This is a genomic window from Pseudomonas sp. NPDC088322 (assembly GCF_044740745.1).
In the GTDB taxonomy this organism is placed as follows: Bacteria; Pseudomonadota; Gammaproteobacteria; order Pseudomonadales; family Pseudomonadaceae; genus Aquipseudomonas; species Aquipseudomonas shirazensis.
The window spans coordinates 503,202-529,083 of record NZ_JBIURK010000004.1 but is presented as its reverse complement, the minus strand read 5'-3'; the positions used below and the strand labels follow the sequence as shown (position 1 = coordinate 529,083).

The 25,882-nt window shown below is 63.3% G+C and carries 25 protein-coding genes and 1 pseudogene; 11 read left to right on the top strand and 15 right to left on the bottom strand.

Annotation, left to right across the window (positions count from 1 at the left end):
* The first annotated feature begins 8 nt into the window (after positions 1-8).
* The 3 genes and pseudogenes from ACIOAU_RS13175 to ACIOAU_RS13165 form a co-directional block, all read left to right on the top strand.
* Positions 9-716 carry a FadR/GntR family transcriptional regulator gene (locus ACIOAU_RS13175; protein ID WP_101323070.1) on the top strand — a complete coding sequence of 236 codons (708 nt, stop codon included), beginning with the start codon at positions 9-11 and terminating at the stop codon, positions 714-716.
* Positions 717-732: 16 nt separating this feature from the next.
* Entirely contained in the window at positions 733-1,428 is a 696-nt protein-coding gene (locus tag ACIOAU_RS13170) for a GntR family transcriptional regulator (protein WP_101321089.1), read from the top strand.
* Between the two features lie 74 nt (positions 1,429-1,502).
* Positions 1,503-2,477: pseudogene (locus ACIOAU_RS13165) on the top strand (hypothetical protein); the annotation flags it as partial.
* A 1-nt stretch (position 2,478) separates the two neighbouring features.
* Here the strand turns inward: ACIOAU_RS13165 and ACIOAU_RS13160 are convergent.
* Positions 2,479-2,907 (bottom strand): PACE efflux transporter, encoded by a 429-nt coding sequence (locus ACIOAU_RS13160; protein ID WP_101321091.1) that lies wholly within the window; start codon positions 2,905-2,907, stop codon positions 2,479-2,481.
* A gap of 107 nt (positions 2,908-3,014) precedes the next feature.
* Between ACIOAU_RS13160 and ACIOAU_RS13155 the strand changes: the two genes are divergently transcribed.
* The 3 genes from ACIOAU_RS13155 (at position 3,015) to ACIOAU_RS13145 (ending at position 6,910) form a co-directional block, all read left to right on the top strand.
* A complete protein-coding gene (locus tag ACIOAU_RS13155) occupies positions 3,015-3,893 on the top strand; it encodes a LysR family transcriptional regulator (RefSeq protein ID WP_188036398.1) in 879 nt (292 codons plus the stop codon).
* A gap of 176 nt (positions 3,894-4,069) precedes the next feature.
* Entirely contained in the window at positions 4,070-5,956 is a 1,887-nt protein-coding gene (mcpA, locus tag ACIOAU_RS13150; protein WP_150570771.1) for a methyl-accepting chemotaxis protein McpA, read from the top strand.
* Positions 5,957-6,124: 168 nt separating this feature from the next.
* The gene (locus tag ACIOAU_RS13145; RefSeq protein ID WP_101321097.1) at positions 6,125-6,910 is read left to right on the top strand and encodes a sulfite exporter TauE/SafE family protein; all 786 of its coding nucleotides are present in this window, start codon (positions 6,125-6,127) and stop codon (positions 6,908-6,910) included.
* A 33-nt stretch (positions 6,911-6,943) separates the two neighbouring features.
* Here the strand turns inward: ACIOAU_RS13145 and ACIOAU_RS13140 are convergent, their stop codons facing one another.
* The gene (locus ACIOAU_RS13140; RefSeq protein ID WP_401182405.1) at positions 6,944-7,990 is read right to left on the bottom strand and encodes a DUF1176 domain-containing protein; all 1,047 of its coding nucleotides are present in this window, start codon (positions 7,988-7,990) and stop codon (positions 6,944-6,946) included.
* A gap of 100 nt (positions 7,991-8,090) precedes the next feature.
* Positions 8,091-8,630 (bottom strand): histidine phosphatase family protein, encoded by a 540-nt coding sequence (locus tag ACIOAU_RS13135; protein WP_401182403.1) that lies wholly within the window; start codon positions 8,628-8,630, stop codon positions 8,091-8,093.
* A gap of 104 nt (positions 8,631-8,734) precedes the next feature.
* Between ACIOAU_RS13135 and ACIOAU_RS13130 the strand changes: the two genes are divergently transcribed.
* Positions 8,735-9,304 carry a biliverdin-producing heme oxygenase gene (locus tag ACIOAU_RS13130; RefSeq protein ID WP_401182400.1) on the top strand — a complete coding sequence of 190 codons (570 nt, stop codon included), beginning with the start codon at positions 8,735-8,737 and terminating at the stop codon, positions 9,302-9,304.
* Here the strand turns inward: ACIOAU_RS13130 and ACIOAU_RS13125 are convergent, their stop codons facing one another.
* From ACIOAU_RS13125 to ACIOAU_RS13110, 4 genes are read right to left on the bottom strand one after another with little or no spacing between them, the layout of a single operon-like run.
* Complete coding sequence (locus ACIOAU_RS13125; protein ID WP_220634047.1) at positions 9,305-9,637, bottom strand: DUF3325 domain-containing protein; 333 nt, start codon at positions 9,635-9,637, stop codon at positions 9,305-9,307. It lies immediately after the preceding gene.
* Positions 9,634-11,169, bottom strand: coding sequence for a PepSY domain-containing protein (locus tag ACIOAU_RS13120; RefSeq protein WP_188036401.1), 1,536 nt, complete (start codon positions 11,167-11,169; stop codon positions 9,634-9,636). The genes ACIOAU_RS13125 and ACIOAU_RS13120 overlap by 4 nt, the downstream gene beginning before the upstream one ends.
* Positions 11,166-11,453: an iron transporter gene (locus ACIOAU_RS13115; protein ID WP_101321110.1), complete on the bottom strand. Its 288-nt coding sequence runs from the start codon at positions 11,451-11,453 to the stop codon at positions 11,166-11,168. The genes ACIOAU_RS13120 and ACIOAU_RS13115 overlap by 4 nt, the downstream gene beginning before the upstream one ends.
* Positions 11,454-11,476: 23 nt before the next feature.
* Entirely contained in the window at positions 11,477-13,717 is a 2,241-nt protein-coding gene (locus ACIOAU_RS13110) for a TonB-dependent siderophore receptor (protein WP_150572396.1), read from the bottom strand.
* Between the two features lie 289 nt (positions 13,718-14,006).
* Between ACIOAU_RS13110 and ACIOAU_RS13105 the strand changes: the two genes are divergently transcribed.
* Complete coding sequence (locus ACIOAU_RS13105) at positions 14,007-14,327, top strand: transcriptional regulator (RefSeq protein ID WP_188036404.1); 321 nt, start codon at positions 14,007-14,009, stop codon at positions 14,325-14,327.
* Positions 14,314-14,631 carry a DNA-binding transcriptional regulator gene (locus ACIOAU_RS13100; protein WP_150570764.1) on the top strand — a complete coding sequence of 106 codons (318 nt, stop codon included), beginning with the start codon at positions 14,314-14,316 and terminating at the stop codon, positions 14,629-14,631. Before ACIOAU_RS13105 ends, ACIOAU_RS13100 begins: the two co-directional genes overlap by 14 nt.
* 116 nt (positions 14,632-14,747) lie before the next feature.
* Here the strand turns inward: ACIOAU_RS13100 and ACIOAU_RS13095 are convergent, their stop codons facing one another.
* Positions 14,748-16,688: a methyl-accepting chemotaxis protein gene (locus ACIOAU_RS13095; RefSeq protein ID WP_401182395.1), complete on the bottom strand. Its 1,941-nt coding sequence runs from the start codon at positions 16,686-16,688 to the stop codon at positions 14,748-14,750.
* A 250-nt stretch (positions 16,689-16,938) separates the two neighbouring features.
* Between ACIOAU_RS13095 and ACIOAU_RS13090 the strand changes: the two genes are divergently transcribed.
* Positions 16,939-18,219 (top strand): Y-family DNA polymerase, encoded by a 1,281-nt coding sequence (locus ACIOAU_RS13090; RefSeq protein WP_401182392.1) that lies wholly within the window; start codon positions 16,939-16,941, stop codon positions 18,217-18,219.
* A 2-nt stretch (positions 18,220-18,221) separates the two neighbouring features.
* Here ACIOAU_RS13090 and ACIOAU_RS13085 read toward each other — a convergent pair whose 3' ends face one another.
* On the bottom strand, positions 18,222-18,653 hold the full coding sequence (locus ACIOAU_RS13085; RefSeq protein WP_101321117.1) for a LexA family transcriptional regulator: 432 nt from the start codon (positions 18,651-18,653) through the stop codon (positions 18,222-18,224).
* Between the two features lie 102 nt (positions 18,654-18,755).
* Here ACIOAU_RS13085 and ACIOAU_RS13080 point away from each other — a divergent pair, with 102 nt between their 5' ends.
* Positions 18,756-19,460, top strand: a complete 705-nt coding sequence (locus ACIOAU_RS13080; protein WP_401182389.1) for an SOS response-associated peptidase family protein — start codon at positions 18,756-18,758, stop codon at positions 19,458-19,460.
* A gap of 41 nt (positions 19,461-19,501) precedes the next feature.
* Here the strand turns inward: ACIOAU_RS13080 and ACIOAU_RS13075 are convergent, their stop codons facing one another.
* The 6 genes from ACIOAU_RS13075 to ACIOAU_RS13050 form a co-directional block, all read right to left on the bottom strand.
* Positions 19,502-19,711, bottom strand: coding sequence for a formate dehydrogenase subunit delta (locus tag ACIOAU_RS13075; protein ID WP_101321121.1), 210 nt, complete (start codon positions 19,709-19,711; stop codon positions 19,502-19,504).
* Positions 19,708-22,593 (bottom strand): formate dehydrogenase subunit alpha, encoded by a 2,886-nt coding sequence (fdhF, locus tag ACIOAU_RS13070; protein ID WP_401182386.1) that lies wholly within the window; start codon positions 22,591-22,593, stop codon positions 19,708-19,710. The genes ACIOAU_RS13075 and fdhF overlap by 4 nt, the downstream gene beginning before the upstream one ends.
* Positions 22,590-24,143: an NADH-quinone oxidoreductase subunit NuoF gene (locus ACIOAU_RS13065; protein ID WP_101321125.1), complete on the bottom strand. Its 1,554-nt coding sequence runs from the start codon at positions 24,141-24,143 to the stop codon at positions 22,590-22,592. Before ACIOAU_RS13065 ends, fdhF begins: the two co-directional genes overlap by 4 nt.
* Complete coding sequence (locus ACIOAU_RS13060; RefSeq protein ID WP_150570755.1) at positions 24,137-24,622, bottom strand: formate dehydrogenase subunit gamma; 486 nt, start codon at positions 24,620-24,622, stop codon at positions 24,137-24,139. Before ACIOAU_RS13060 ends, ACIOAU_RS13065 begins: the two co-directional genes overlap by 7 nt.
* Positions 24,623-24,943: 321 nt before the next feature.
* Positions 24,944-25,231, bottom strand: a complete 288-nt coding sequence (locus ACIOAU_RS13055) for a DUF3077 domain-containing protein (RefSeq protein WP_188036408.1) — start codon at positions 25,229-25,231, stop codon at positions 24,944-24,946.
* 24 nt (positions 25,232-25,255) lie between these two features.
* Positions 25,256-25,510, bottom strand: a complete 255-nt coding sequence (locus tag ACIOAU_RS13050) for a hypothetical protein (RefSeq protein WP_101321129.1) — start codon at positions 25,508-25,510, stop codon at positions 25,256-25,258.
* Positions 25,511-25,882 lie beyond the last annotated feature (372 nt).

Sequence of the window (25,882 nt, the reverse complement as noted above, 5' to 3'; positions counted from 1 at the left end):
AACGACCCATGATCAGTTCATCGACCGTGGTCACATCAGTAGTGGAAAAACTGCGCCAGGCGCTGGCCCGCGGCCAGTGGCGCAGCGGTGAAATGCTGCCCGGCCAGCGCGAGCTGGCCGAACAGATGGGCATCAGCCGGCCGAGCCTGCGCGAAGCGGTAACCGTCCTCGAAACCCTCGGCCTGGTGCGCTCGCTACCGGGCAAAGGGGTGCTGGTCCTGGACGCTGACGCCGCCGCAGCGCAGGAGCCGGTCGGCGACGCCGTCGGCGCTGCCAGCCTGGCCGACGTGCTCGAACTGCGTTACACCCTTGAGCCGTTTATCGTCGGCCTGGTCGCGCAGTCGGCTAACAGCCAGGACATAGGCCAACTGCGCCTGACCCTGATGGACATGCGCGAGGCGCTAGACGCCAGCGACAGCGAAGCTGGCGTCAACGCCTACATCGCCTTCCATCAGGAGCTGTTTGCCCTGACCACCAACCCGATTTTCCAGAGCGTGGTGCAACAGACCGGCAATGCCCTCAAGCAAAGCGCCGACATGCTGCGCAATTCGCCCGAGCACCTGGCTGCGCGCCTGCGTGAGAACGAAGCCGTGGTGCGTGCCATCCGTGACAAGAACAGCGCCCAGGCCAGTGCCCAGATGCGTCGGCACATCCTCCAGGAAGGCCTGCGCATGGGTATCGAACTGAATATCCCGGACGAACACCCCGGCCCATGACTCCAGGAGAGCGACCATGACCGCTTGCGCCCACGCCGCCCAGCCCCTGCCTGCCCTGCTCGGCGCCGGCGAGACCCGCCTCTCTGCCGAGCAGATCTACCCACGCTTGTTCGACGCCATCCTCGAACAGCGCCTGCCACCTGGCAGTGCACTGCCGGAACAGGCCCTGGGCGACGCCTTTGGCGTCAGCCGCACGGTGATCCGGCGGGTGCTTGGGCGCTTGTCCGATCAGCAAGTGGTGGTGCAGCGTCCAAGCCATACCGCGCACCTGGCCGCACCCGACCCGCAACAGGCGCGGCAAGTGCTCAGCGCCCGCCGCCTGGCCGAAACCACCCTGATCACCCTGGCGACCCAACGGGCCCGCCCCAATCAGATCCGGCAACTACGGCAACTGGTCGAGCGCGAGCGCCAGCACCATGAACAGGGCGAGCGCTGCACGGCGATCCGCCTCGGCGGCGAGTTCCACCTGAAGCTTGCGCAGATGGCCGCCAACGCACCCTTGGCGCGCTTCCTCAATGGCCTGGTGCCGATGACTTCGTTGATCATCGCCCGCTATGAGTCACCCTGCTGCGACCACTGCGCCTGGGAAGAACACGCCGCGATCATCGATGCCGTCGAAAGTGGCGACAGCAGCGCGGCGCTGACCTTGATGCACGAGCATCTGGACCGGCTCGAAGCCAAGCTCGATCTCGGCCAGGACCACAGCCTTTAGCAAAAACTGCCGCGGGGCCGCTGCCTACCTATAATCAGCTGATCCCCTCAGCCTCTTCACAAGGAGGCGCCGGCATGAATGCGCGTGGTGGCTTGCTCTTGCTCTGCCTGGTGCTGGCGGTAGGCGGCTGTGCCGGCAAGCGGCCCACTGCGCCGCCCCCGGTCGCTCTGAGTGTCGCCGCCTGGCAGCAGGTCGATCGCGAACTGATCAACGCCTCGCTGGCTGCCACCGGCTCGGCCAACGACTATGCGCGGCGCTCGATGCGAGTATGGAAGGACGAGGTGCAGAAACGCACCGAAAGCGACTTCATCCCGTGGTTCACCGGCTACTGGACGCAGCAGTGGCTGACCCTAAAAGTCGCCTGGTACAAGATGAACAGCGGCAACGGTGCCGAGCCACCCGAGAAGCGCCTGGCGTTGTATCTGCAGGAGCAGTATCACCAGCGCGTACTCGAGCCGGTGGCACGGGAGATCAACCCCGAAGCCATCCGTGACCGCGCCAGCGAGCTGTACCTGCAACTGTTTGCCCAGCAACTGACGGCCATCATCCAGCGCTACAACGCCCCGCCCGACCAGCTCAGCCAACGCCTCACGCGGGTCAAGGCAATCGCACTGGGCCCACCCGCTGCGCGGGATGCCAGCCTCTATCAACTGCTCAGAGCCAAACCCCTGGCGCAGCAACCAGCCTGGCTAGCGCTGCGCCAGCACCTCAATCAACAGGCAGCCAAACTCGCCAGCCAGACCCAGCTCGGCCTGTCGTCGGTGGCCACTCGCGCCAGTGAAAAGCTCAGCGCCACGCTCGCCCCACGCGGTATTGCCAGTGCGGTGGCAGCGGCGGTGGGCAAGGCCGCCGGGGCGTTGATCTCGGTAGCCGCTACCGGCATCGCGATGATCAGCCACGACCAAGAGCAACCGCAGATGGTCGAGCAACTGCGGGTGATCCTCAACGTTGCCCTCAACCAGGAGTGGCGCGAGCTGATGGACAACCGCCAGAGTGGGGCGATGTCCGGGGTGTATTACCTGTCGGGGCAGATCGAGGATGGCCTGCTGCTCAAGCAGTAGCCATGGCCGAGGTGGGCAGGCCGAACAGGCGATCGAATGCCCAGTTGTAGGCAAAGGTGTAGCACGGCACCAAGATAATGAACGCGAGATCCACCACCAGTGCTTCGAGCAAGGTCATGTCCAGCCACCAGGCAATCAGCGGGATCAGGTATATCACCAGGGTCAGCTGAAAACCGATGGCATGCGCTAGCCGCCGCGCCACGCTGCGCCCGCGCTTGCTCTGGCGCGCCTCCCAGTACTCGAACAGGCTGTTGTAGATCAGGTTCCAGAGCATCGCGATGGTGGTGATCATCACCGCCAGCGGCCCGGTATGTGACGCCTGGGTGTCGGACAGATAAGCCAGCCCAAGTGTCGACATGCACAGGCCGATCAGCTCATAGAAAGTCACGTAGACCAGTTTGCGTTTGACACCTTGCACAGCGTTACCTCACGTCTTGCGTTCACCGAAGGCGCGCAGGATGCTTCAGTAGACTTGACAGGAAAAGTCAGCTGCTATCAGCTTTGCTGACAGGAGCCTGACCGACCATGAATTTTTCCAGCGACACGATCCAGCTGTTTCTCGCCGTCCTCGACCACGGCTCGTTCTCGGCCGCCGCCCGCGCCTTGCGCCGGGTGCCATCGGCGGTGAGCATGGCAATCGGCAATCTCGAAGCCGAGCTTGGCTACCCGCTGTTTCAGCGAGGCCCGCGTGAGGCCCGCCCTACCCCGCAAGCACTGGCACTCGAGCCTCATGCACGGCTGATCGGCGACCAGCTGGGCCGCTTGCAGGTGCATGCGCTGGAGCTGTCCAGAGGGCTGGAAAGCAGCCTGGCCATTGCGGTGGTGCCGGACATCGACCACCAACCCCTGCTGCAAGCCATTGCGACCTTGAGCGCACGCTACCCGCTGCTCGACGTCGAGCTGATCAGCGCGCCGCAGGATGAGGCCCTGCACTTGCTCGACAGTGCACGGGTGAGCCTGTGCCTGGCGTTTGCCGAGCTCAAGGTCGACTCGCGTCGCAGCTTTCACAACATCGGCAAGGAGTCGCTACTGGCAACCCTGGCACCGCATCATCCGGCCCTGAACGGCAAGCGCATCCGCTACCTCGAAGACCTGGTCAATGTGCGCCAGATTCTGGTCTGCAGCAGCGAGCTGCCGCTGGCTGATCCACGCACGCTGATCGGCGCCGCACACTGGCGCAGCAACAGCCTCGATCTGGCCCTGCAGCTGGTCGAGGCAGGCTTGGGCTGGGGTGACTTCCCGGCCTCTCGAGTCACCCCACTGGTCGCCGCCGGGCGCTTGCTGCAGCTGGATTTCGGCAATACCCAGAACGCCCTGGAGCTGCCCGTGCATGCTTATTGGAGCAAACAGCAGCCGCTGGCGCAGGGCGCGCGAATGCTGGTCGAGCTGCTGACTGAGCGTTAGCCGCAAGGCACTGCAGCATGGGCAAACCAGCCGACGCTCACCGTCCGTCGCCGTGCACTAAATAAAGCCGCACTGGCCTATCAGTTTTGTCCGGCTTGAGCCGATAGAAATCAAGTAAGCCGTCATCGCGTCACAAGCGCCCGGCGTCCTCTCAACATGGCTCAAGGTCTCGAAACATGAACCTGAAGTTCCGCCACAAGATTCTCCTCAGTGCCTGCGGTGTCGTGGTGCTGGCATTTGCCCTGTTTACCCTCTACAACGACTACCTGCAGCGCAGTACGATTCGCCAGAACCTGGAATCGTCGGTGCAGCAGGCCGGCGCATTGACTGCCAGCAGCGTGCAAAACTGGATGAGTGGACGCATCCTGGTGCTGGAAAACCTCGCTGAAGACATTGCCGAGCAAGGTGCTGGCAATAACCTGGCCGGACTGATCGGCCAGCCTTCGTACACCCGCAACTTCCTCTTCACCTACCTGGGCCAGACCAATGGCGTATTCACCCAGCGCCCTGACGAGAAGATGCCCGACACCTACGACCCGCGTCAGCGCCCCTGGTACAGCGCCGCTGTCAGCGCCGGCCAGACCCTGCTGACGCCGCCCTACCAGAGCGCGGTCGGCGGCCTGGTGGTGACCATTGCCACCCCGGTCAAAGCCAAGGCCGACGGCCAACTGCTCGGTGTAATCGGCGGTGACCTGTCGCTCGACACCCTGGTCGAGATCATCAACTCGGTCGACTTCGGCGGCATCGGCCATGCGTTTCTGGCCGACCGCGACGGCCAGGTGATCGTCAGCCCGGACAAGACCCAGGTGATGAAAAACCTCAAGGACATCTACCCTGCCGCCAACCTGCGCGTCGAGCCGGGCATGCAGGACGTGGTGCTCGATGGCCAGGAGCGGCTGATCTCGTTCGCCCCGATCAACGGCCTGCCGTCGGCCAAGTGGTACATCGGCCTGTCCATCGACAAGGACAAGGCCTATGCCGCGCTGAGCCAGTTCCGCACCTCGGCAATCATTGCCATGCTGGTTGCCGTAGCGGCCATCGCCGGTCTGCTCGGTTTGCTGATCCCGGTATTGATGCGCCCGCTGACCACCATGGGCCGCGCCATGCGCGACATCGCCGAAGGCGAAGGCGACCTGACCCGCCGCCTCACCGTGCAGAACCAGGACGAATTCGGCGAACTGGCGACCTCGTTCAACCGCTTCGTCGAGCGCATCCATGCTTCCATCAGCGAGGTGTCCTCGGCGACCCGCCTGGTCCATGACCTCTCGGAAAAAGTCGTCAGTGCCTCCAATGCCTCGATCAGCGGCTCGGAAGAGCAAAGCATGCGCACCAACAGCGTCGCGGCAGCGATCAATCAGCTCGGTGCCGCGACCCAGGAAATTGCCCGCAACGCCGCCGACGCCTCGCAACATGCCAGCGGCGCCAGCGACCAGGCCCATGACGGCCGCCAGGTGGTCGACGATGCCATCACGGCGATGACCGCACTGTCGCTGAAAATCAGTGAGTCGTGCGAGCAGATCGAAATCCTCAACACCAGCACTGACGACATCGGCAAGATCCTTGATGTGATCAAGGGGATTTCCCAGCAGACCAACCTGCTCGCGCTCAACGCGGCCATCGAAGCTGCCCGCGCCGGTGAAGCCGGCCGTGGCTTTGCCGTGGTTGCCGACGAGGTGCGCAACCTTGCCCACCGTACGCAGGAGTCGGCAGAAGAGATTCACCGCATGATCACCAGCCTGCAGGTCGGTTCGCGTGAGGCGGTGCACACCATGAACGCCAGCCAGGTGTCGAGTGAGCAGACCGTGCAGGTCGCCAACAAGGCCGGTGAGCGGCTGGCCAGCGTCACGCAGCGGATCGGTGAAATCGACGGTATGAACCAGTCGGTGGCCACCGCCACCGAAGAGCAGACCGCCGTGGTCGAGAGCCTCAACCTGGATATCACCCAGATCAACACCCTCAACCAGCAAGGCGTGCAGAACCTCAACGAGACCCTGCAGCACTGCGATGCGCTGAGCCAGCAGGCTGGGCGTCTGAAGCAGCTGGTCGGCAGTTTCCGTATCTGATCCAGCCCCGCCTAACAAAGCCCCGCGCCAGTTACGGCGCGGGGCTTGCCCGCAACACCCTCCCGCACCCGGTTATAACCTAATAACCAACAAATCTATTTGGCTATATCAACTACCTATATGCTTGCGCTCATCCGATCACGGGCAAGTTGGGCAGTCGAGTAACGTATGGATGTAGGTTCTTTCGGTTTCACCATTGCAGGGCTAATCGTAGGTTTCATCGTTGGCATGACTGGCGTTGGCGGCGGGTCGTTGATGACGCCGATCCTGCTCTGGTTTGGCGTCAACCCTGCAACTGCCGTGGGCACCGACCTGCTCTATGCTGCTATTACCAAGGCCAGTGGCGTCTGGGTGCACGGGCGCAACAAGAACATCGACTGGAAGATCACCGGCTGGCTCAGCCTGGGCAGTGTGCCTGCGGCGGCGCTAACCCTGTGGTTCCTCAGCACGCTGCATGCCGACACCTCGGCGCTGAATGCGGTGATCAAGCAAGGCCTGGCTGTGGTGCTGATCCTGACCGCGCTGGCGCTGCTGTTCAAATCGCGCCTGCAGGCCTTTGCCAGCCGCCATGCCGGCGACCACTATCACCTCAGCGATCGCACCCTCAACGGCCTGACCGTGTTCACCGGGGTGATCCTCGGCGTGATGGTGACCCTGACCTCGATCGGCGCCGGTGCCCTGGGTACGGTAGCGTTGTTCCTGCTGTACCCGTTCCTGGTTACCCGCCGCCTGGTCGGCACCGAGATCGCTCACGCCGTGCCGCTGACGCTGGTCGCGGGCCTTGGCCATGCCGGCATGGGCAACATGGACTGGTCGCTGCTCGGTTATCTGTTGCTGGGTTCGCTGCCGGGCATCTACCTGGGCAGCCACCTCAGCGGGCGCATCTCCGACAACGTCCTGCGCCCATGCCTGGCGGCGATGCTGCTGCTGATCGGTTACAAGCTGGCGTTCTGACCTTCTTCCGGGGCTGCAGCGCAGCCCTTGCCGTTACTTGCCGGCACGCCACAGCACCGGCCAATACTCTGAAGAAACCTGCGCACAGCGGTCCATCTTGGCCAGGCTGAGCAAGCGCATGCGCTCACCGTCGTAGCGCCAGATCTCGTTGACACCGCAGTCGCCAATCCCGCGGCCCTTGTCGAAGCCGTACAGCTCGCCGCTGTTCGAATCGAACGCGACATAGCCGGTCAAGCGGCTGTCGACCACCTCACTTGCCGGCGCCTCGAACGGTAGCTCGCTGATCACGTAAGGCGCTGCGCGGCCAACCCGGTACAGCGTGTACGAACAGTTGTAGGCGCCGCATTCCGAACTGATCAGGGCCAGCGCGTGCTGGCTGTCAAGTGGCTGCAGCTCGAGGCTACGCACACCCTCTTGATCAAATACATCGCCATCGGCCTTGGCTTTGGCCATGACCGCGCTACGCATCTGCGTAGCCTGCTCAGGGTCCAGCGCGGGCGCTGCGGTGAACGGCGGCAGCTTGGCCATGGTGGGTGCTGGCGGCACACTGGCATCTGCGGCGGTGCCGGGGCGCACCAGCGCGCTGGCGTGGCCGATACGGCCCTGCACCGAGTCGATCAGCAGCAGCGCCGCACTGATGCCCTGCAGCGATGCCTGCAACTCGCCGTCGCTGCTGGCCGCTGTCAGGCGCTCGCCGTTGCGCAACTGGCGCACGAGCGCGGCGCCGGCCTCACCGTCCACCTGCAGGACGGTCTGATACTCGTCGCGCTGCTTGTGCCAGCTCGCCGTCAATGGCTGGCCGTCGAGCAGCGGCGGCGAATCCCAGGAAGCGCCGCCGACCACGCGCAGGCTCAGCGCACCGTTCAGACCAGCCTCGCGGTGCACCACCAGCCACAGCGAATTGGCATCTTCCTGCGCTGCGGCGACGGCGGTACAGGCGCGGGCGTTGTCGCAGCCAACGATCCAGTCCTTGATCTGCCGATATACCGGTACCGGCTCCGGGCCAGCCGCTACGGCCAGGCTCGGCAGCAACGCGAGGCCGAGCAGGGCTGCCCGGCATGGGAGGGTTACGTGCATCATGCTGATTCCTGTGCAGTCCTTGAGGTGCCCTGAACGGGCCTGACGATCATTGCAGATGCGCCGCCAAGTGCAACCGGGCGTTGCCAGGATTTGCGTCAGGTCACAGCAGACGCACCCGCCACTGCCCGTTGAAGCTCAGCTGCAGTTTTGCCAGGGGTAGGACATCGATGCGCTGAAAAGCAGCCAGCGGGCAGTCGAGCAGTTGCCCAAGCACAGCCCTGATCACCTGAGGATGAGTCACTGCCAAGGTCGAGCCTGGGCTGTTGAACGCCGCAAGCCAGGCGGCCACTCGTTCGCCCAGCTGAGCCAGGGATTCGCCGCCGTGGGGGGCACTGTAGGGATCGCTCAGCCACTGCGCCAGCGCATCCGGCTGCTCGCGCTGCAACTGCTTCAGCGTCAATCCCTGCCAGCGACCCAGATCAGCGTCGGCCAAGGCCGGCTCGCTCATCACCTGATCGCCCAGCACACCGGCGGTGTCGAGGGTGCGGCTCTCGGGCGCTGACAATACCTGCGTGTAATCAGCCATCAGTTCAGCGGCAGAAGGCAGCGCCAGCAGCGCATCATCAGGGCAGGCCATACGGCCGAGCCGCTGGGCATCGGTCAGTCCATGGCAGATCAAGGTCAAGCGAACAGCTTTCACCGGTGTCCTCCAACGCAGGCTTCAGGCGCGCTGATACTACGCTGCCACCGCTACCTTGCGGTAGGATGCTGTCTAGATGCCATACCCTTCTACCCGAGCCGCCAATGCCCCACACCCCCAGTCCGCTTCTGCTCGCACTGCGCGCAGGTACCCAAGCCTGTCACCAGCGTCTGGAAGCCCGCTTGCCGTTTTTCCGTGATGACTTCGACCTGCCTGCCTATCGACGGCTGATGCAGGCTTACTATGGCTTCCATGCCCCGCTACAAGCGCTACTGACAGACCATCAAGGCAGCGAGCGGGCCAAGACCACAGTGCTCGAATATGACCTTCAGGCATTGGGCCTGAGCCGCGCAGAGGTTGCCGCCCTGCCCCGCTGCGAGGCGCTGCCGGCAACTGCCGATGAAGCCAGCGTGCTCGGCGTGATGTATGTGATCGAAGGCTCGACCCTCGGCGGTCAGGTGCTCAAGCGGGCGATGGCCGAGCGCCTGGGGATCGACGGCGACCACGGCGCGCGCTTTCTCGACGTGTACGGGCCGCTGACCGGCGCGCATTGGCGCAGTTTCCTGCAGCGCCTCGACCAGCCTGCCGCCAGTCACCCGCAGACGGTGGCCGCCGCCATCGCTACGTTTGAGTGCTTCGAGCACTGGCTGCAGGACTGCGGCGTGCTGGCCTGATCAACCGAACAGGTGCAGCACGCCCCACGCCGGTATTGCCGCCACCAGCGCTACGGCGAACCTGGGCCAGTACGGCAGCAGCAGCACCAGCACCACCGCTGCCAGCGAGATCACCCCAAACCAGGCCACCGCGCCCATCGCCCAGCCCCAGGCCTGCGCGCACAGCAGCAAGCTCAACAGCAGCCCCAGCCAGCCCAGCGCGCGCAGGCTCAGGCGCAGCGCTGGCGACGGTGACCGTTGCCACACCTGCTTGTAATGGCGCTCCAGCCCCTGACACAAACCGAGCATGCCGGCATAGGCAAACAGCAGGCTACCCGTCACCAGACTGATCATGCCTTGGCCTCCATTGTGCGCGCCGCGCGCGGCTTGACCACCACCGGTTTGGGGCACGCCACACGCCATGCCGCCAAGGCCAGGCCAATACCCAACACCAGGCCCGTGACCTCGACACCCAGGCGCAGGTGGTCGACGCCGCCGGCAAAGATACCCAGCACACCCAGACCACCGCACAGCACGGCGCAAAGTGCCAACTGCTCGACCCATGCCTGTTTGGCAGGGCGCACGCCGGCATGCAGCAACGCCAGCAGCCACAGGCCAAAGAACGCCCGCACTTCCCACGCCTCACGTTGCGCCAGCTCCGCTGGCAACAGTCGGCTGGCCCACAGCAAGCCGACACAGGCGACCATCAGGCCGCTGATAAAGCCGACGTTGCACACTTCAGCCACGCGATACCAACGTCGCGCCGCCGCATCGGCACGGCTGTCGGCAGCGGCATATTTGCGCCCACGCTTGACGCAGAACAGCACCAGCCCGCTGGCGATCATTGCGCAGCTGATCAAGCCGCAGATGAAGTACAGCCAGCGCATCGGGTAGCCACCAAACTGCGCAAAATGCAGCCCGGCCATGACCCGCTGAGTCAGCGGCGCCGGGCGCAGTTCAGGGACGTCGCTGAGCAGCTTGCCGCTGACACCGTCGAACACCATTGCATTGCCTTTGGTCAGCGCGATGCGGTTACCCAGCACCGGCCGCACTTCGATCAGCGCCGCGGCGGTGTTCGGGTTACGGATGCCAATGCTGCCAATTGGTCCGAGACGAGCTTCGGCCTGGGCCAGCAGCGGCGCCAGTTCGACCAGCTCGGCGGGCGTCTTGGCCAGCCGTCGCGGTTGTTCCACACGGGCATTGCCCTGGGCCTGGAAGTACGCCCGGCTGTCGCCCTCGAACACGGCGTCCACGCCTGCGGGGATGTAGATCATCATGAAAATCACCAGGCCGGTGTAGGTGATCATCAAGTGAAACGGCAGCAGCAACACCGCGCTGGCGTTGTGAAAGTCCAGCCACGAGCGCTGGCCTTTGTCGGGGCGGAAGGTAAAGAACTCCTTGAAGATCTTCTTGTGAATGACGATGCCGGTGATCAACCCCGCAAGCATCACCAGCGCCAGCGCGCCGACCACGAAGATGCCCCAGTTGCGCGGCAGGTCGAGGGTGAAGTGGAAGCGGAAGAAGAAGTTGCCGCCGACGCTGTCACGCACGGCAAGCGGCTCGCCGCTGTTCGGGTCGAGCGGCACCACCACGCCGTGGCGGCGATCGCCGGTGGAGACGCTCAAGCCCGGCGAGCGTTCGGTCGGCAAGCTGATACCCCAGTTGCCGGCGTTGGCTTGGTGCTGTTGCAGGTAGCTGATCGCGCGCTTGGCGGCATCGGCCTGGGACACTGTACTTGCCGGGATTTCTGGCTGCATCCAGTGGTTGAGCTCTTTGTCGAACACCGCCAGGGTGCCGGTGACAAAGATTGCGAACAGCAGCCAGCCAAAGATCAGCCCGGCCCAGGTGTGCAGCCAGGCCATCGATTGAGTGAAGGTGTTTTTCATGCCAGCCACCGCAGCGCCTGCGGCCAGAAGCCAATCAACGCCAACGGCACCGCCAGCGCCAGTGGCGCCCAGGCCCGCAGCGCGTCACGGCTGGCGAAGGCCCAGAGGATCGCCAGGGTATAGAAGACGAACGCCGGCAGCGTGGCGACGATCACCGCGTCCGCCGGCGCCAGCGGCAGGATCCGCGCCAGGCAGGCGGTGCTGGCGTAACTGAAGGCGTAGCCACCCAACAGGGCTGCGCCGCTGCGCGAGAGGATGCGCAGCCAGGTTGGGGTTTCGCTCATCAGAAGGTCCTTGTGCCGATCGATCAGAACGAAATGTTCAACGAGGCAAACACGGCGCGCCCAGGCTGGTTATAGGTGTTGGCGCCGGAGCTGCTGGCGTTGCCGCCGCGCAGGATCTGCTTGTCGAAGACGTTGTTCACGCCCACGCGCACATCGTAGTTCTGGTTGAATTTGTAGCCGGTGCTGATATCCACCAGCCCGTAGGCTTCCACATCCTGCTGTGCTTCCAGGTCGTAGTCCTGCTGGGTGCGGTAGTTGTAGCTTGGCGATTTCTGCTTGCCGAAGTAGGTGCCGGCAAGCTGGAACGACAGCTTGTCGGTGGCGCGCCAGTCGAGGGTGGTATTGACCGTGTACTCGGGGATCACCGACAGCGGCTCGCCGGTTTCACGGTTGTCGTTGTCGAGCATCCAGGTCAGGTTGGTGTTCCAGTCGAGCGCCGGGCTCAGCTCGATGAAGAAGTTGCCCTCGATACCCTCGACCCGCGCTTCGCCGGCGTTTTCCCACTGGGTCACGCGACGACCACTGTTGATCGCATAGATCACGTCGGTGCCACCGATGATCTTGTTCTGGTAGTCGTTACGGAAGTACGTCGCGCTGGTGCGCCAGGTGCCGCGGTCGTACTGCAGGCCGATTTCCTTGTTGACGCTGATTTCCGGCTTGAGGTCGCTGTTGCCCTGCAGGTAGCAGCCACCGGAGTTGGTCTGGCCGACACTGCACCCGTTGCCGCGGCTGTACAGCAGGTAGTTGGAGTTGTACTGGTACAGGTTCGGCGTTTTGTAGGCACGGGCAATGCCGCCTTTGACGGTCAGCGCCTCGGTCAGCTTGTGCGACAGGTTCAGGCTTGGGCTGAGGTTGTCACCGAAGGCTTCGTGGTGATCCAGGCGCAGCCCGGGGGTGACGGTGGTATCGCCGATGATGACGTTGTCTTCGACGAACAGCGCGTAGCTCTTGGCAGTCATCTTCGAGTTGCTGCGATCAAAGCCACTGATCGCATCGCCGCCGTTGCCGCTCGGATCGAAGCTCTGCGGGCGGAACGAGCCCTGGTCGTTGAGGCTCTCGTACAGGTATTCGCCGCCCAGGGTCAGCACGTGTTCGGTGCTGCCCATGGCGAACGGCAGGTTGACCTCACTGGTCAGGCGCGTGTTGCGCAGCCGCGACATAGCCGCGCCACTGTCGTTGATCGCGCCTTCCGGGCCACCGGCGAGGCCTTCGTTGAGGCGCCAGTTGCGCACGTACTCGTAGGCCAGCACGGTCTTGCTGGTGCCCCAGCTGAAGTCGCCCAGGTGGGTCAGGTCGTAGGTGCTGCGCTGCATGATGTTGGTCTCCTTGCCGTACAGGCTGGAGATCAGATCAACGTTGCCGCCGCCGTTGCTGTTCATGGTGTCGCCGGCGTAGATGTTGCCTTGGCGGCTGTAACCGCTGCTCATCTCGAGGCGATGCTCGTCGTTGAGCTTCCAGCTCAGCAGGCCATTGATGTCTTTGTTGCGCACACCTTCGCGGCCGCCCACGAGGGCACTGTTGGCCGCGTCGGCATTGATGTCGAGGTCATCGGCATCGGTCTTGGCCAGGCCGCCGAACAGACGGAAGCCAAGGTTTTCGGTCAGGCCACCGCTGAGGTTGAAGTTGGTCCGCCGGCTCATGCCCTCGGCGCTGTCTTCCGGCAGCTGGGTGTAGACGTTGACGTTGCCCTTGAACTCATCGGTCGGGCGCTTGGTGATGATGTTGACCACCCCACCCATGGCACCGGAGCCGTAACGCGCCGCCGCCGGGCCACGCAGGATCTCGATGCGCTCGACCGCTTCGGCCGGCACCCAGTTGGTCTCGCCACGGGTATCGCGGTCACCGTTCCAGCCGTAGCGCACGGCGTTGCGCGCATTGGACGGCTTGCCGTCGATCAGGATCAGGGTGTTTTCCGGGCCCATGCCACGCAGGTCGATCTGGCGGTTGTTGCCACGCGCGCCGCTGGCGCTGTTGCCGGTCAGATTGACCCCAGGCTCGCGGCGGATGATGTCGGACAGGTCATTGGCGGGCGGGCGGCGCTTGATGTCTTCTTCGGTAATGATCGACGAACCGAGCGCCTGACGCGCCTCACGTTCGGCGGTAACCAGAGTGTCCTGGATGATCAGTGCATTGCTGTCTAGCGGGACGTCCAGCACCTCGGCGTCTTGCTGCTCGTCGGCGTGAGCCGGCGCGACCAGCAGTGCTGGTGTAGCCAAGGCAACAAAAGCCAGGGCCAGGCCATTGGGTGAGGTTCTGGATTGCATCGACACATCTCCTGATCATGGGCAAATGCCAACCCCGACCAGGAAACCGAAGAGCCCACACCCTCCGGCCTCTCAAGCAGTACTTGGGGGGCCAATAGGGATGTGGAATATAACGATTCTCAAATGACTTTAAATCTTATTTACGAAATTTACAGATTGGGTGGGGAACTTGCGCAGGTTGCCGGCCTGCTGCGATCCAAGGCCGAGCAACTGCTCGATACAACATCGACCTTCCCTCGCCAGTGTTGTACCTCCCACTATCCCTACGTCAAAGACGTAGGGATGAGGTATGCTGACCATTATCGAATCGCCGCTTTTCTCCAGGCAGTGGCCGGATTACTGGACCGCCGAAGAGCATGGAGCTTTTATGGCGTACCTTGCTGCGGATCCAGAAGCTGGCGTCGTGATCGCCGGTTCTGGTGGGTGTCGCAAGGTGCGCTGGAGCATGGATGGGCAAGGGAAACGGGGCGCGGTCAGAGTCATCTACACGGCCCAACTCGCTGACGGTGCACTGGTTACACTGCTCGTGTACTGCAAAAGCGCTGTAGAAAATATACCTGCGCATGTGCTGCGCAAGATCATGAAGGAGCTGGACCATGCCGTTGAGTGAGACAGAGCTCATGCTTCGCGACGCCAAGCGCGACATCGGCGAAGAATTACTGCAGTCGATCCGCGATGTGAAAGCCGGCCGCTACGGCGCAGTGCATCAGGTTGAAGTGACTGAAGCCGCTGAGGCGCGTAACAAGACGGGGCTATCGCAGCTTAAATTCGCAGAACTGCTGGGTGTTTCGATTCGAACCCTTCAGGAGTGGGAGCAAGGGCGTCGAGCGCCTTCTGGTGCGGCTCGCTCGCTGCTATATATCGCGGCCTCTCGCCCGGACGTGTTTCGAGAGGTGCTGCAGAATCGCCACTGATACCCTGCCACGTGAAACCCCTTGGCGGGGCGGCAATCCAGTCGAAAGGGGCTGCACAGCAGCCCCGAAACCCAAATGGTTGCCCTAATCATCAAGCCAATGTACGGCCCTAGCTGTCAGGACTTGAATCGCCCAACCAACCCATTCAACTCCTGCGACAGCTGCGACAACCGCCCGGAGTCAGCCTGCGCCGAACTGGCCAGGCCCTCGACCAGCTGCGCTTCGTCATAGATCTGCTGAATATGCCGGTTGATCTCTTCGGCAACGCTGTGCTGCTCCTCCGCCGCTGCGGAAATCTGCAGGTTCTGGTCGCGAATTTCATTGACCGACAACTGAATCCCTTCAAAGCTGTCGCGCGCACTCTCGATCGACGACACGCTGGCCCGCGACAGATCCAGGCAGCTGTCCATCTTCTCCGAGACCTCTGCAGTCTTGCTGCCGAGGGTATTGAGCAGCAGGTCGATTTCGCCCGTGGAGTCAGCGGTACGCTTGGCCAGCGCGCGCACTTCATCGGCCACCACGGCAAAGCCGCGGCCCTGATCACCGGCGCGGGCAGCTTCGATCGCAGCGTTCAACGCCAGCAGGTTGGTCTGCTCGGCAATGGCGCGGATGGTGCCGAGGATCTGGTTGATGCTGCGACTGCCCTGCTCCAGCTCGACCATCGCCTGAGACGACTCGCTCAAGCGCATGCCGAGGCGGTTGACGTTGGCGGTGGTCTGCTCGATCTGCTGCTTGCCCTCAGCGACACGGCGGTGGCCGTTTTCGGCAGCATCGGCAGCGCTGCTGCACGAGCGCGCAACTTCGTTGGCGGTGGCGACCATCTCGTTGAATGCAGTGGACACCAGTTCGACTGCTTCGCGCTGACGCCCGGCGGCTTCGTTCATATTGCTCGCCACCTCGCTATTGACCCGCGAAGCGTCCTCAAGATTGCTCGACGCAGCGCCGATGCGCTGGATCAGCTGGCGAATCGCCGCAAGGAACTTGTTGAACCAGCCGGCCAGCTCAGCCGTTTCATCCTTGCCCTGCACCTGCAGATCTCGGCGCAGGTCACCCTCGCCTTCGGCGATCGACTGCAAGCCGGTGCTGACCTGGCCGATGGGCTTGACGATCAGCCTGGAGAACGCCGCCGCGATCACCGCAAATACCAGCGCCAGCAAGATGACGATGACTGCCGTGAGATAGCTCATGCGCGTGGCCGCAGCCATCACTTCCTGCTTCTCGATCAGGCCGACAAAGCGCCAGCCCAGGCCTGGAGAAGTCCATACGTTGGCCATGTAGTTGACGCCATCGATCTCGACTTCAGTCGAGCCCTGCGCGGTCGCTGCCAGATGCGCGTAAGGCTCGCCAAGGTCCTTGAGCTGCTTGAAACTGTGGCTGGCGTCGCGTGGGTCGACCAGCACCGTGCCGTCTTCGACCAGCATCACGTAGCCGCTGTTGCCGAGCTTGATGCTCTTGATCAGCTCGGTGAGGTTTTTCAGCGAGACGCTGACGACGAACACACCCTTGGGCTTGCCGGCGTCATCGAGCAATGCCCGCGCAGTGCCGACCAGCGCCACATCGTCCTTGTCGTAGTAATAGGCAGCGGTGCGCACGGTCTTGTTCGGGCTGGCCATGGCCGCCTTGTACCAGGGCCGCGTGCGCGGATCGTAGTTGGCAAGCTTGGGATCATCCGGCCATTTCGCGTAACTGCCGTCTTCCAGGCCGATGGACAGAATCGCCGCGGCCGGGTGAGTCGAACCATAGCGGGCGAATTGATCGATGACCTGCTGCGCCGCAGCCGGCATTGGCTGACTGGCGGCGTCGGTACTGGTGTACTGTTTTAAAGTACTTACTGAAGTGTATACAGGATCAGCGGACAGTTGATCGACGTTTTGCGTAGTTGCATCAAAGAACTGACGCATGTTGCCGTCTATCTGACGGATTTCCCGCGTGCTGCCATCGACAAACTGTTCAAGTGCATCGGCGCGGATATTCAGCACCGATATAACCCCGACCACGCTGACTGGGATAAAGGCTACCGAGACGAAGGCAAGGATCAATTTGGTTTTTATTTTCACTGTCACGACCATCCATGTAGGGCGGGGGCAAATGGCCGCTGCTGGGCAGTAGTGGCGACCTGCTACTCACACTGTTTCGGCCGCACGGATCTATATCTTTAGCTAATCTCCTGTACACAATTAAACCGGCGATTGGTGTTGATCCATCAGTCAACTTTACCAACGTCGCCGGGCCGGCGGTCGCGGCCAACTTGACCGTCCCAGACCGCAGCTGTTTACTGTATGCATATACAGCAAAAAGCCAGCCGCCATGCCAGCCGCCACCTCACCCGTATTCGCCCTGATCGACTGCAACAGCTTCTACGCCAGCTGCGAACGGGTGTTCCGCCCCGACCTGGTACGCACGCCGATCGTGGTATTGAGCAACAACGACGGTTGCGTCATTGCCCGCAGCGCCGAGGCCAAGCAATGGGTAAAGATGGGCCAGCCGTACTTTCAAGTGCGGGATGTGCTGCGCCGTCACGGCGTGGTGGCGTTCTCCTCCAATTACGCGCTGTATGGCGACATGAGCCAGCGAGTAATGACGGTGATCGAAGGCATGGTCCCGGCCACCGAGGTGTACTCGATCGATGAAGCCTTCGCCGACCTCAGCGGCGTGCCTGGCGATCTCGAGCAACTGGGCCGCGACATTCGCGAGCGTGTTCTCAAGCACACCGGCATTCCCGTCGGGGTCGGCATCGCCGGTACCAAGACCCTGGCCAAGCTGGCCAATCACGCGGCCAAGCGCTGGACCGCGCAAACCGGCGGAGTCTACGACATGCGCGACCCGGTACGGCGCGACTGGGTGCTGAAAAAGTGCCAGGCCTCAGACGTCTGGGGTATCGGCCCGCGCCTGGCGGCGCACCTGACCGCGCTGAACATCCGCAGCGCCTGGGACCTGGCTCAGGCCGACCCGTGGAGCCTGCGCAAGCAGTTCAGCGTGGTAGTTGAAAAAACCGCCCGCGAGCTGTCCGGCACGCCCTGCCTGGAACTGCAGGCGCAGGAGCCGCCGCGCCAGGAAATCTGCTGCAGCCGCATGTTCGGCGAGCGGGTCAGCGAGTTGCAGCCGATCAGGCAGGCGGTGGCGACCTACGTCATGCGCGCCACCCAGAAACTGCGCGCGCAACGCTCGCTGGCGCGCAAGCTGCGGGTGAGCATCCGCACCGGCATGTTCAACCCCGAAGAAGCCAAGTACGCCAGCGGCGTAGTGGTGCAACTGCCCTACCCCACCGACGACGTACGGCTGCTTACGCGCATGGCGCTGGAGGCGGTAGACACGATCTTTCGCCCAGGCTTTCGCTACAGTAAGGCCGAGGTGTTGTTGATGGACCTGTGCCAACCGGGGGAGTTTTCAGATGACCTGTTCGCCCCCAGACAATCGCCGACTTGTGATCGCCTGATGCAGGTGATGGATGACATCAACGGGCGCTGGGGCTCGGGCACCATGCGCGCGGCCAGTGTGCCAGCGGCACCGGATTGGGAGATGCGCCGCGAGTTGATGAGCCAGAGTTTCACCACCCAATTCAATGCTCTCTGGCGTGCCCGATCTTGAACTCAAGCCTTGGGATCGTGGCTGCGCACGCTGAAGGTGACCACGCCCCAGATCGCCAGCTCGTCGCCCTCGAGGATATGCCGCGGGGCAAAGCGCGGGTTGTCCGAGCGCAGCACCACCTGCCGGCCGACCCTGTGCAGCCGCTTGCACAATGGCTCGCCATTGACGGCGGCGATCACCACATGGCCGTGCTGGGCTTCGATCGAGCGATCGACCAGCACCAGGTCGCCATCGAAGATGCCCGCGTCCTGCATGCTGTCGCCGTCTATTCTCACCAGGTACATATGCGGCGCGCGCAGGTTGAACAGCTCGTCCAGCGAGATCGGCTGCTCCATGTGGTCCGCCGCAGGCGAGGGAAAGCCTGCCGGCACGCTGAACAGATAGCGTGACAGCGCGCCTGCGCCGGCTGCGATGGGGCCAAGGATGGTAGTCATGGGGCACGCCTTGCAATTAAACTGTACGGATATACAGTTAATCGGGCGCCACGGCTTTGGTCAATTTCGGCGTAGGAAATTTCGACAAGTGGGAGACCTGCAATGTGCGGACGCTTTGTTCAGTCGCAAGGCCTGGCCGATTATCTGCGTGAGCTGGACGCCGAGCAGGATGTCATCAGTGGCTACGACAACGTGCCGATCGACCGCTACAACGTCGCCCCGGGCAGCCGTGTACTGATCCTGCACAACGCCGACGGCCTGCGCATCGACCCGTGTCATTGGGGCTGGGCGCCGTTCTGGGCCACCGGCAAACGCCCAGCGCCGATCAATGCACGGGTCGAGACGGTGACTACCGGCAAGTTCTTTCAACCGCTGTGGCCGCAAGGCCGGGCACTGGTGATGGCCGATGGTTGGTATGAATGGGTGGTCGACCCGGCCGACCCCAAGCGCAAGCAGCCGTATTTCATCCGTTTGAAAAGCCGGGCGCCTATTTTCATGGCAGCGTTGGCGCAGGTGCAAGCCGGGCTTGAGCCGAACGAGGGCGATGGCTTCGTGATCATCACCGCGGCCAGTGATGAGGGCATGCTCGATATCCACGACCGCCGCCCATTGGTGCTGGCGCCGGAACAGGCACGGGCCTGGCTCGACCCGCAACTACCCGCCGAGCAGGCTGAACGGCTGGCCCGTGAGCAGTGCTTGCCGGTGGCTGATTTCGAGTGGTTTGCGGTCAGCAAAGACGTAGGCAACATGCGCAATGAAGGTGCCCAGTTGCTGGTGCTGGAAACAGTGCAAGGAACGCTGTTCTAGGCAGAACGCAGCGGCTGGACGCCGCTGCCTGCCTCCTCTGGTCAACCCTCCGCGAGGGCCTCACGCACCAGATCGTCCACGCCTTCGTCGGGATGTGCCTGCATCCACTCGACGATCTGTTTGCGCATCAGCGGGGTCCAGAAGCTGTGAATATGCTGGCGTACCCCCTGCACCGCCAGCGTCCGGTTGGGCTCGCTGTCAAAGTAGTGGGCGATCTGGTTGGCCATCTTGACCAGGCTGTCGACACTCATCGGCGTACCTCGGCAGTTTCCTGTTGCTCGCTGTTGCGCCGCTCCTGCAGCAGGCGCCGTTGTTCGTCACTGAACGCCTGATAACGCTGCTGCCATTGCGACGGCTGCGATACACGCACCACTTCTACCGCCGTAACCTTGTACTCGGGGCAGTTGGTGGCCCAGTCGGAGTTGTCGGTGGTGATGACGTTGGCGCCCGACTCGGGGAAGTGGAAGGTGGTGTACACCACCCCCGGCGCAACCCGGGTACTGACCTGAGCACGCAGCACCGTCTGCCCGGCGCGGCTGCCAATACCGACCCAATCGCCTTCGACAATGCCGCGGCTTTCGGCGTCGCTTGGGTGAATCTCAAGCCGGTCCTGAGCATGCCAGGCGACGTTTTCGGTACGCCGTGTCTGCGCGCCGACGTTGTACTGGCTGAGGATGCGGCCAGTGGTCAGCAGCAGCGGATAACGGCTGTTGACCTTCTCGTCGGTGGGCACGTAGCCAGTCAGCATGAAGCGGCCCTTGCCGCGCACGAACTGGTCGATGTGCATGGTCGGCGTGCCGTCTGGCGCGGCTTCGTTGCACGGCCATTGCAGGCTGCCGTGACGCTCCAGCTCGCTGTAGCTGACGCTGTGGAAGCTCGGTGTCAGCCGGGCGATCTCGTCCATGATCTCTGACGGATGACGGTAGTTCATCGGGTAGCCGAGGGCGTTGGCCAAGGCCATGGTGCCTTCCCAGTCAGCCTTGCCGGCCAACGGCTGCATGACCTTGCGCACCCGCGAAATACGCCGTTCGGCGTTGGTGAAGGTGCCGTCCTTTTCAAGGAACGAGCTGCCCGGCAGGAATACATGGGCAAACTTGGCCGTCTCGTTGAGGAAGATATCCTGCACCACCACGCATTCCATCGCCCGCAGCGCGGCCGTCACGTGCTGGGTGTTGGGATCGCTCTGGGCGATGTCTTCGCCTTGGCAGTACAGCGCCTTGAAGCTGCCATCCAGCGCCGCCTCGAACATGTTGGGGATGCGCAGGCCTGGGTCAGGCTGCAGGGTCACACCCCAGGCCTGCTCGAACTCGGCACGCACGGTGGCGTTGGAGATGTGCCGATAACCCGGCAGCTCATGCGGGAACGAGCCCATGTCACACGAGCCCTGGACGTTGTTCTGCCCACGCAGCGGGTTCACCCCTACCCCTTCACGGCCGATGTTGCCAGTAGCCATAGCCAGGTTGGCGATGCCCATCACTGCGGTGCTGCCTTGGCTGTGCTCGGTCACGCCGAGGCCGTAGTAGATGGCTGCGTTGCCAGCGCCAGCATACAGCCTGGCTGCCGCACGGATCTGCTCGGCTGGTACGCCACAGGTCGGGCCAAGGGCTTCGGGGGAGTTCTCCGGCAGGCTGACAAAGTCGCGCCAGCGAGCGAACTCCGGCCCTTCACAGCGGGCATCGATAAAGCCCTGATCAAGTAGCCCTTCGGTAACGATCACATGGGCAAGTGCGTTGAGCATGGCCACGTTGGTGCCGGGGCGCAGTTGCAGGTGCAGCTCGGCGCGGGCATGCGGCGAGTCGACCAGATCGATCCGCCGAGGGTCGATGACGATTAGTTTGGCGCCTTCACGCAGGCGGCGTTTGAGCTGCGAGCCGAACACCGGGTGCGCGTCGGTTGGGTTGGCACCGATCACCAGGATCACGTCGGCCTGCATCACCGAGTCAAAGCTCTGGGTGCCAGCGGATTCGCCCAAGGTCTGCTTGAGGCCATAACCGGTCGGCGAATGACAGACCCGTGCACAGGTGTCGACGTTGTTGTTGCCAAACGCCGTGCGCACCAGTTTCTGCACCAGATAGGCTTCTTCGTTGGTGCAGCGGCTGGAGGTGATGCCGCCGATCGAGTCGCGCCCGTACTTGAGCTGAATGCGGCGCAGCTCGCTGGCTGCGTAGGTGACCGCCTCGTCCCAGCTGACCTCTTGCCACGGATCGTCGATGTGCTTGCGGATCATTGGTTTGGTGATGCGGTCCGGGTGGGTCGCATAACCCCAGGCGAAGCGGCCTTTGACACAGGCATGGCCGTGGTTGGCGCCGCCGTTCTTGTCCGGGACCATGCGCACCAGCTGGTCGCCTTTCATCTCGGCGCGGAACGAGCAGCCCACGCCGCAATAGGCGCAGGTGGTGATCACCGCACGTTCTGGCTGGCCAAGTTCGACCAGGCTTTTTTCAGTCAGGGTTGCGGTTGGGCAGGCCTGCACGCAGGCGCCGCACGACACGCACTCGGAGGTGAGGAAGTCGCTACCGCCAGCCGCCGCCACTCGCGAGTCGAAACCGCGACCGGTGATGGTCAGAGCAAAGGTGCCCTGAATGTCTTCACAGGCGCGCACACAACGGCTGCAGACAATGCACTTGCTCGGTTCGTAATTGAAATATGGGTTGGACAGGTCCTTGGCGTCGGCAAGGTGGTTGGCGCCTTCGTAGCCATAACGCACCTCACGCAGGCCAACCTGGCCGGCCACGGTCTGCAACTCGCAGTTGCCGTTGGCCGAGCAGGTCAGGCAGTCCAGCGGGTGGTCAGAGATGTACAGCTCCATCACATTGCGGCGCAGGTCGGCCAGGCGTGGCGTCTGCGTGCGCACCACCATGCCCTCGGTGACCGGTGTGGTGCACGACGCCGGGTAACCGCGCATGCCGTCGACTTCGACCATGCACATGCGGCACGAGCCAAAGGCTTCGAGGGTATCGGTGGCACACAGTTTGGGGATGTTGGTGCCGAGCAACGCAGCGGCGCGCATCACTGAGGTGCCAGCGGGCACGCTGATGTCGCGGCCGTCGATACTCAGGCTGATCTGCACCTGGCTTTCACGCGCGGGGGTGCCGAGGTCGGCATCACTGGCAGGGTCGAAATAATTGATCATTGGGCGGCCTCCGGGCTGGCCAGACCGAAGTCGGCAGGGAAGTGCTTGAGGGCGCTGGCCACGGGGTATGAAGTCATCCCGCCCATGGCGCATAGCGAGCCGTATTGCATGGTGTCGCACAGGTCGTGCAGCAGGTTGGCCTGGTCGGCGCGGTAGGCCGGGTCGCTGCTGGCGATCAAGCGGTCGACCACCTCCATGCCACGGGTCGAGCCGATCCGGCACGGGGTGCACTTGCCGCAGGATTCTTCAGCGCAGAACTGCAAGGCAAAGCGCGCCATGTTGGCCATGTTCAGGGTGTCATCGGCGACGACCACACCGCCGTGGCCGATCATCGCGCCAAGCGCGGCGAACGCTTCGTAGTCCAGCGGCGTATCGAACTGGCTCGGCGGCACCCAAGCGCCCAATGGGCCGCCGACCTGAGCGGCTTTCAGCGGACGCCCGCTGGCAGTGCCACCGCCGTAGCCTTCGACCAGCTCGCGCAAGGTCAAGCCAAATGCGCGTTCGACCAAACCGCCATAGCGCACATTGCCCGCCAGCTGGAACGGCAAGGTGCCCAGCGAACGGCCCATGCCGAAGTCGCGATAGAACTGCGCGCCCTTGGCCATGATGATCGGCACCGAGGCCAGGGTGAGCACGTTGTGCACCAGCGTCGGCTGACCGAACAGGCCTTCGAGCGCCGGCAGTGGCGGCTTGGCGCGGACGATGCCGCGCTTGCCTTCGAGAGATTCGAGCAGAGCGGTTTCTTCACCGCAGATATACGCGCCAGCGCCGACCCGCACCTCCAGGTCGAACGCCACACCGCTGCCGGTGGTATCCAGATAGCCCGCCTCTCGGGCCAACAACACCGCCTCGTTGAGCGCGTGGACCGCATCCGGATATTCCGAACGCACGTAGATGTAGCCCTTGCTGGCACCCACCGCCAGGCCGGCAATGATCATGCCTTCGATCAGCAGAAACGGATCGCCCTCCATCAGCATGCGGTCGGCAAACGTCCCCGAGTCGCCCTCGTCGGCGTTGCATACCACGTACTTCTGCACCGCCGGAGCATCGCGCACCGTGCGCCATTTGATCCCCGCCGGAAACGCCGCGCCGCCCCGCCCGCGCAGGCCGGAATCGAGCACTGCCGCGACCACCTCTGCCTGCTCCAGCAACGCAGCCTTGGCCAGGCCTTCGAAGCCGCCGTGGTTGCGGTAATCCTCCAGCGACAGCGGCCGGGTGATACCGGCACGGGCGAACAGTAAACGCTGCTGACTGCTCAGATACGGGATCTGCTCGACCAGGCCCAGCGCCAGCGGATGCTCAGCCGGCGCCGCCGTCAACGCCTCGAACAGGCCCGCGACATCTTCGGCAGCCACCGGCCCAAAGCCCTGCCGGCCCTCAGCGGTTTCCACCTCAAGCAACGGTTCCAGCCAGTACAGCCCGCGCGAGCTGGTGCGCTGAATCTGTACCTCGACCTGCCGCCGTTGCGCCTCGGCGCTGAGCGCGTCGGCCAGTTGATCGGCGCCCACTGCACGCGCCACCGAGTCGCAGGGAACAAAGAGCTTCAGCATGGCTTCACCTCCTGCAGGCAGCCGCTGACCAGTGCGCTCAAGCGCTCCGGCGTCAGCCGCGCATGCACCTGGCCATCCAGTTCCAGCGCTGGCGAACAGGCGCAGGCCCCCAGGCAATACACCGGCCGCAGGCTTACCGCGCCGTCGGCACTGGTGCCGTGATCATCCACCCCCAACTGCTCGCGCAGCTGCGCCGCCAGCGTCTCGGCGCCACGGCTCTTGCAGGATTCGGCCCGGCACAGGCGCAGGATATGCCGCGCTGGCGGCGCGGTACGGAAGTCATGGTAGAAGGTGATCACCCCGCGCACCTCAGCCTGGCTGAGGTTGAGTGCATGGGCGATATCCGGCACGGCGTCATCGGGGATATACCCAACGCCGGCCTGGATCGCATGCAGGATCGGCAACAGCGCGCCGGGGGTGTCACGGTGGTGATCCAGCACACGCTGGATCACGGGCAGGTCAAGCGTCTCATCAGGCATACAGCGGACCTCGGCGTCGCGAGCGCAGGCAATACCTGCGCCCGACGTGTTCTGCTGCGGCGCACCGGCCACGTCACGGTTGCGTGGTCGCCGGACACCTCCTTGCCCACGGCCGCGCATCTACGTGCACTGGCGTCGAGGGCATCCTGACAGCATGGCACTCCTGCCAGTACAGGGATGTGCGCCAGCGACCAGACGTATCCTGAAACCGACGCGATGACCGACAGCGCTAGTCGGTCACTGCAGGAGCGGCCTTGTGTCGCGAAAGGGGCGCACAGCGCCCCCAAATTTCTGCCCGACAAATACCTTGAAGGGTTCCCTTCAAGAGTTTCTGTTAATGCCCATATGCGCATCATCCATCAGCGCTTTAGCCATTTCACCAAGAAAATGAGAGGCCCAAACCAGTGCAGGCTCATTGTCCATGACGCCAATAAACGAGGCCTTACGGGCGCTATCCATCAACACCGATGCCTGCGCCAAGGCGTGGTCACAACAGTTACCCGCTTCTACCCGAAACAGCCGCTTGCCCATAATGGCGCCTTCCAGGCAAGTCGCTGTGCCGACTGTCAAGCCCAGCCTGCCGATGCGGTCTAGCGGTTCTTTGTCCATGTGCAGTCCTCCGGCTTGGCTGATTCAGTGCAACGTCGGCTTGGTCGGCTCATCGAAGCGCTGTACCTGCGTGAGAGCCGTATCCACCAAAGCTCGGGCGGTTTCGAGCTCATGCATGATGGTCAGCATCATGATCGAGCCGGGCGTGCGCGGCAGGAGCAAGGCAGATTGATGGGCCACCGTCAGTGCGCACAGGACGTAATCTGCGGCTTGGATCAGGGTGTCTTCGAGGGCGTGGAGGGAGTTGGGATGGGGTGGGTCGGGGACGATTTTAATCATGGTGTGATCTCATCTTTGGACGATTGGACCACCACTTCACCACTTGCATTTGATGGGTGGCAGCTACGTACAGGTCTGCAAGACCGGAAGATGAGAAAACCGGCAGATCCAAAGATCTCCCATACGTAGCCACCATTGACCGAGGACACTGACATGCCTGAGCACAACAGTGTTTCGGAGGTGGGATTTCATCTTCGAGCTTGCAGGCCCGGTCGCAGGTTTGGCAGCGACAGGGCGAGACTAGAAGCTCAGAGAAACCACCGCAATGGCCCAAAGGCGGTAATAGGATGATTCGGAAATGGACTACAGGGAAGAGCGAAAATCTGATTAATTCACGTAGGAAGTAGGGCCGATATGAAACAAAATAAGACA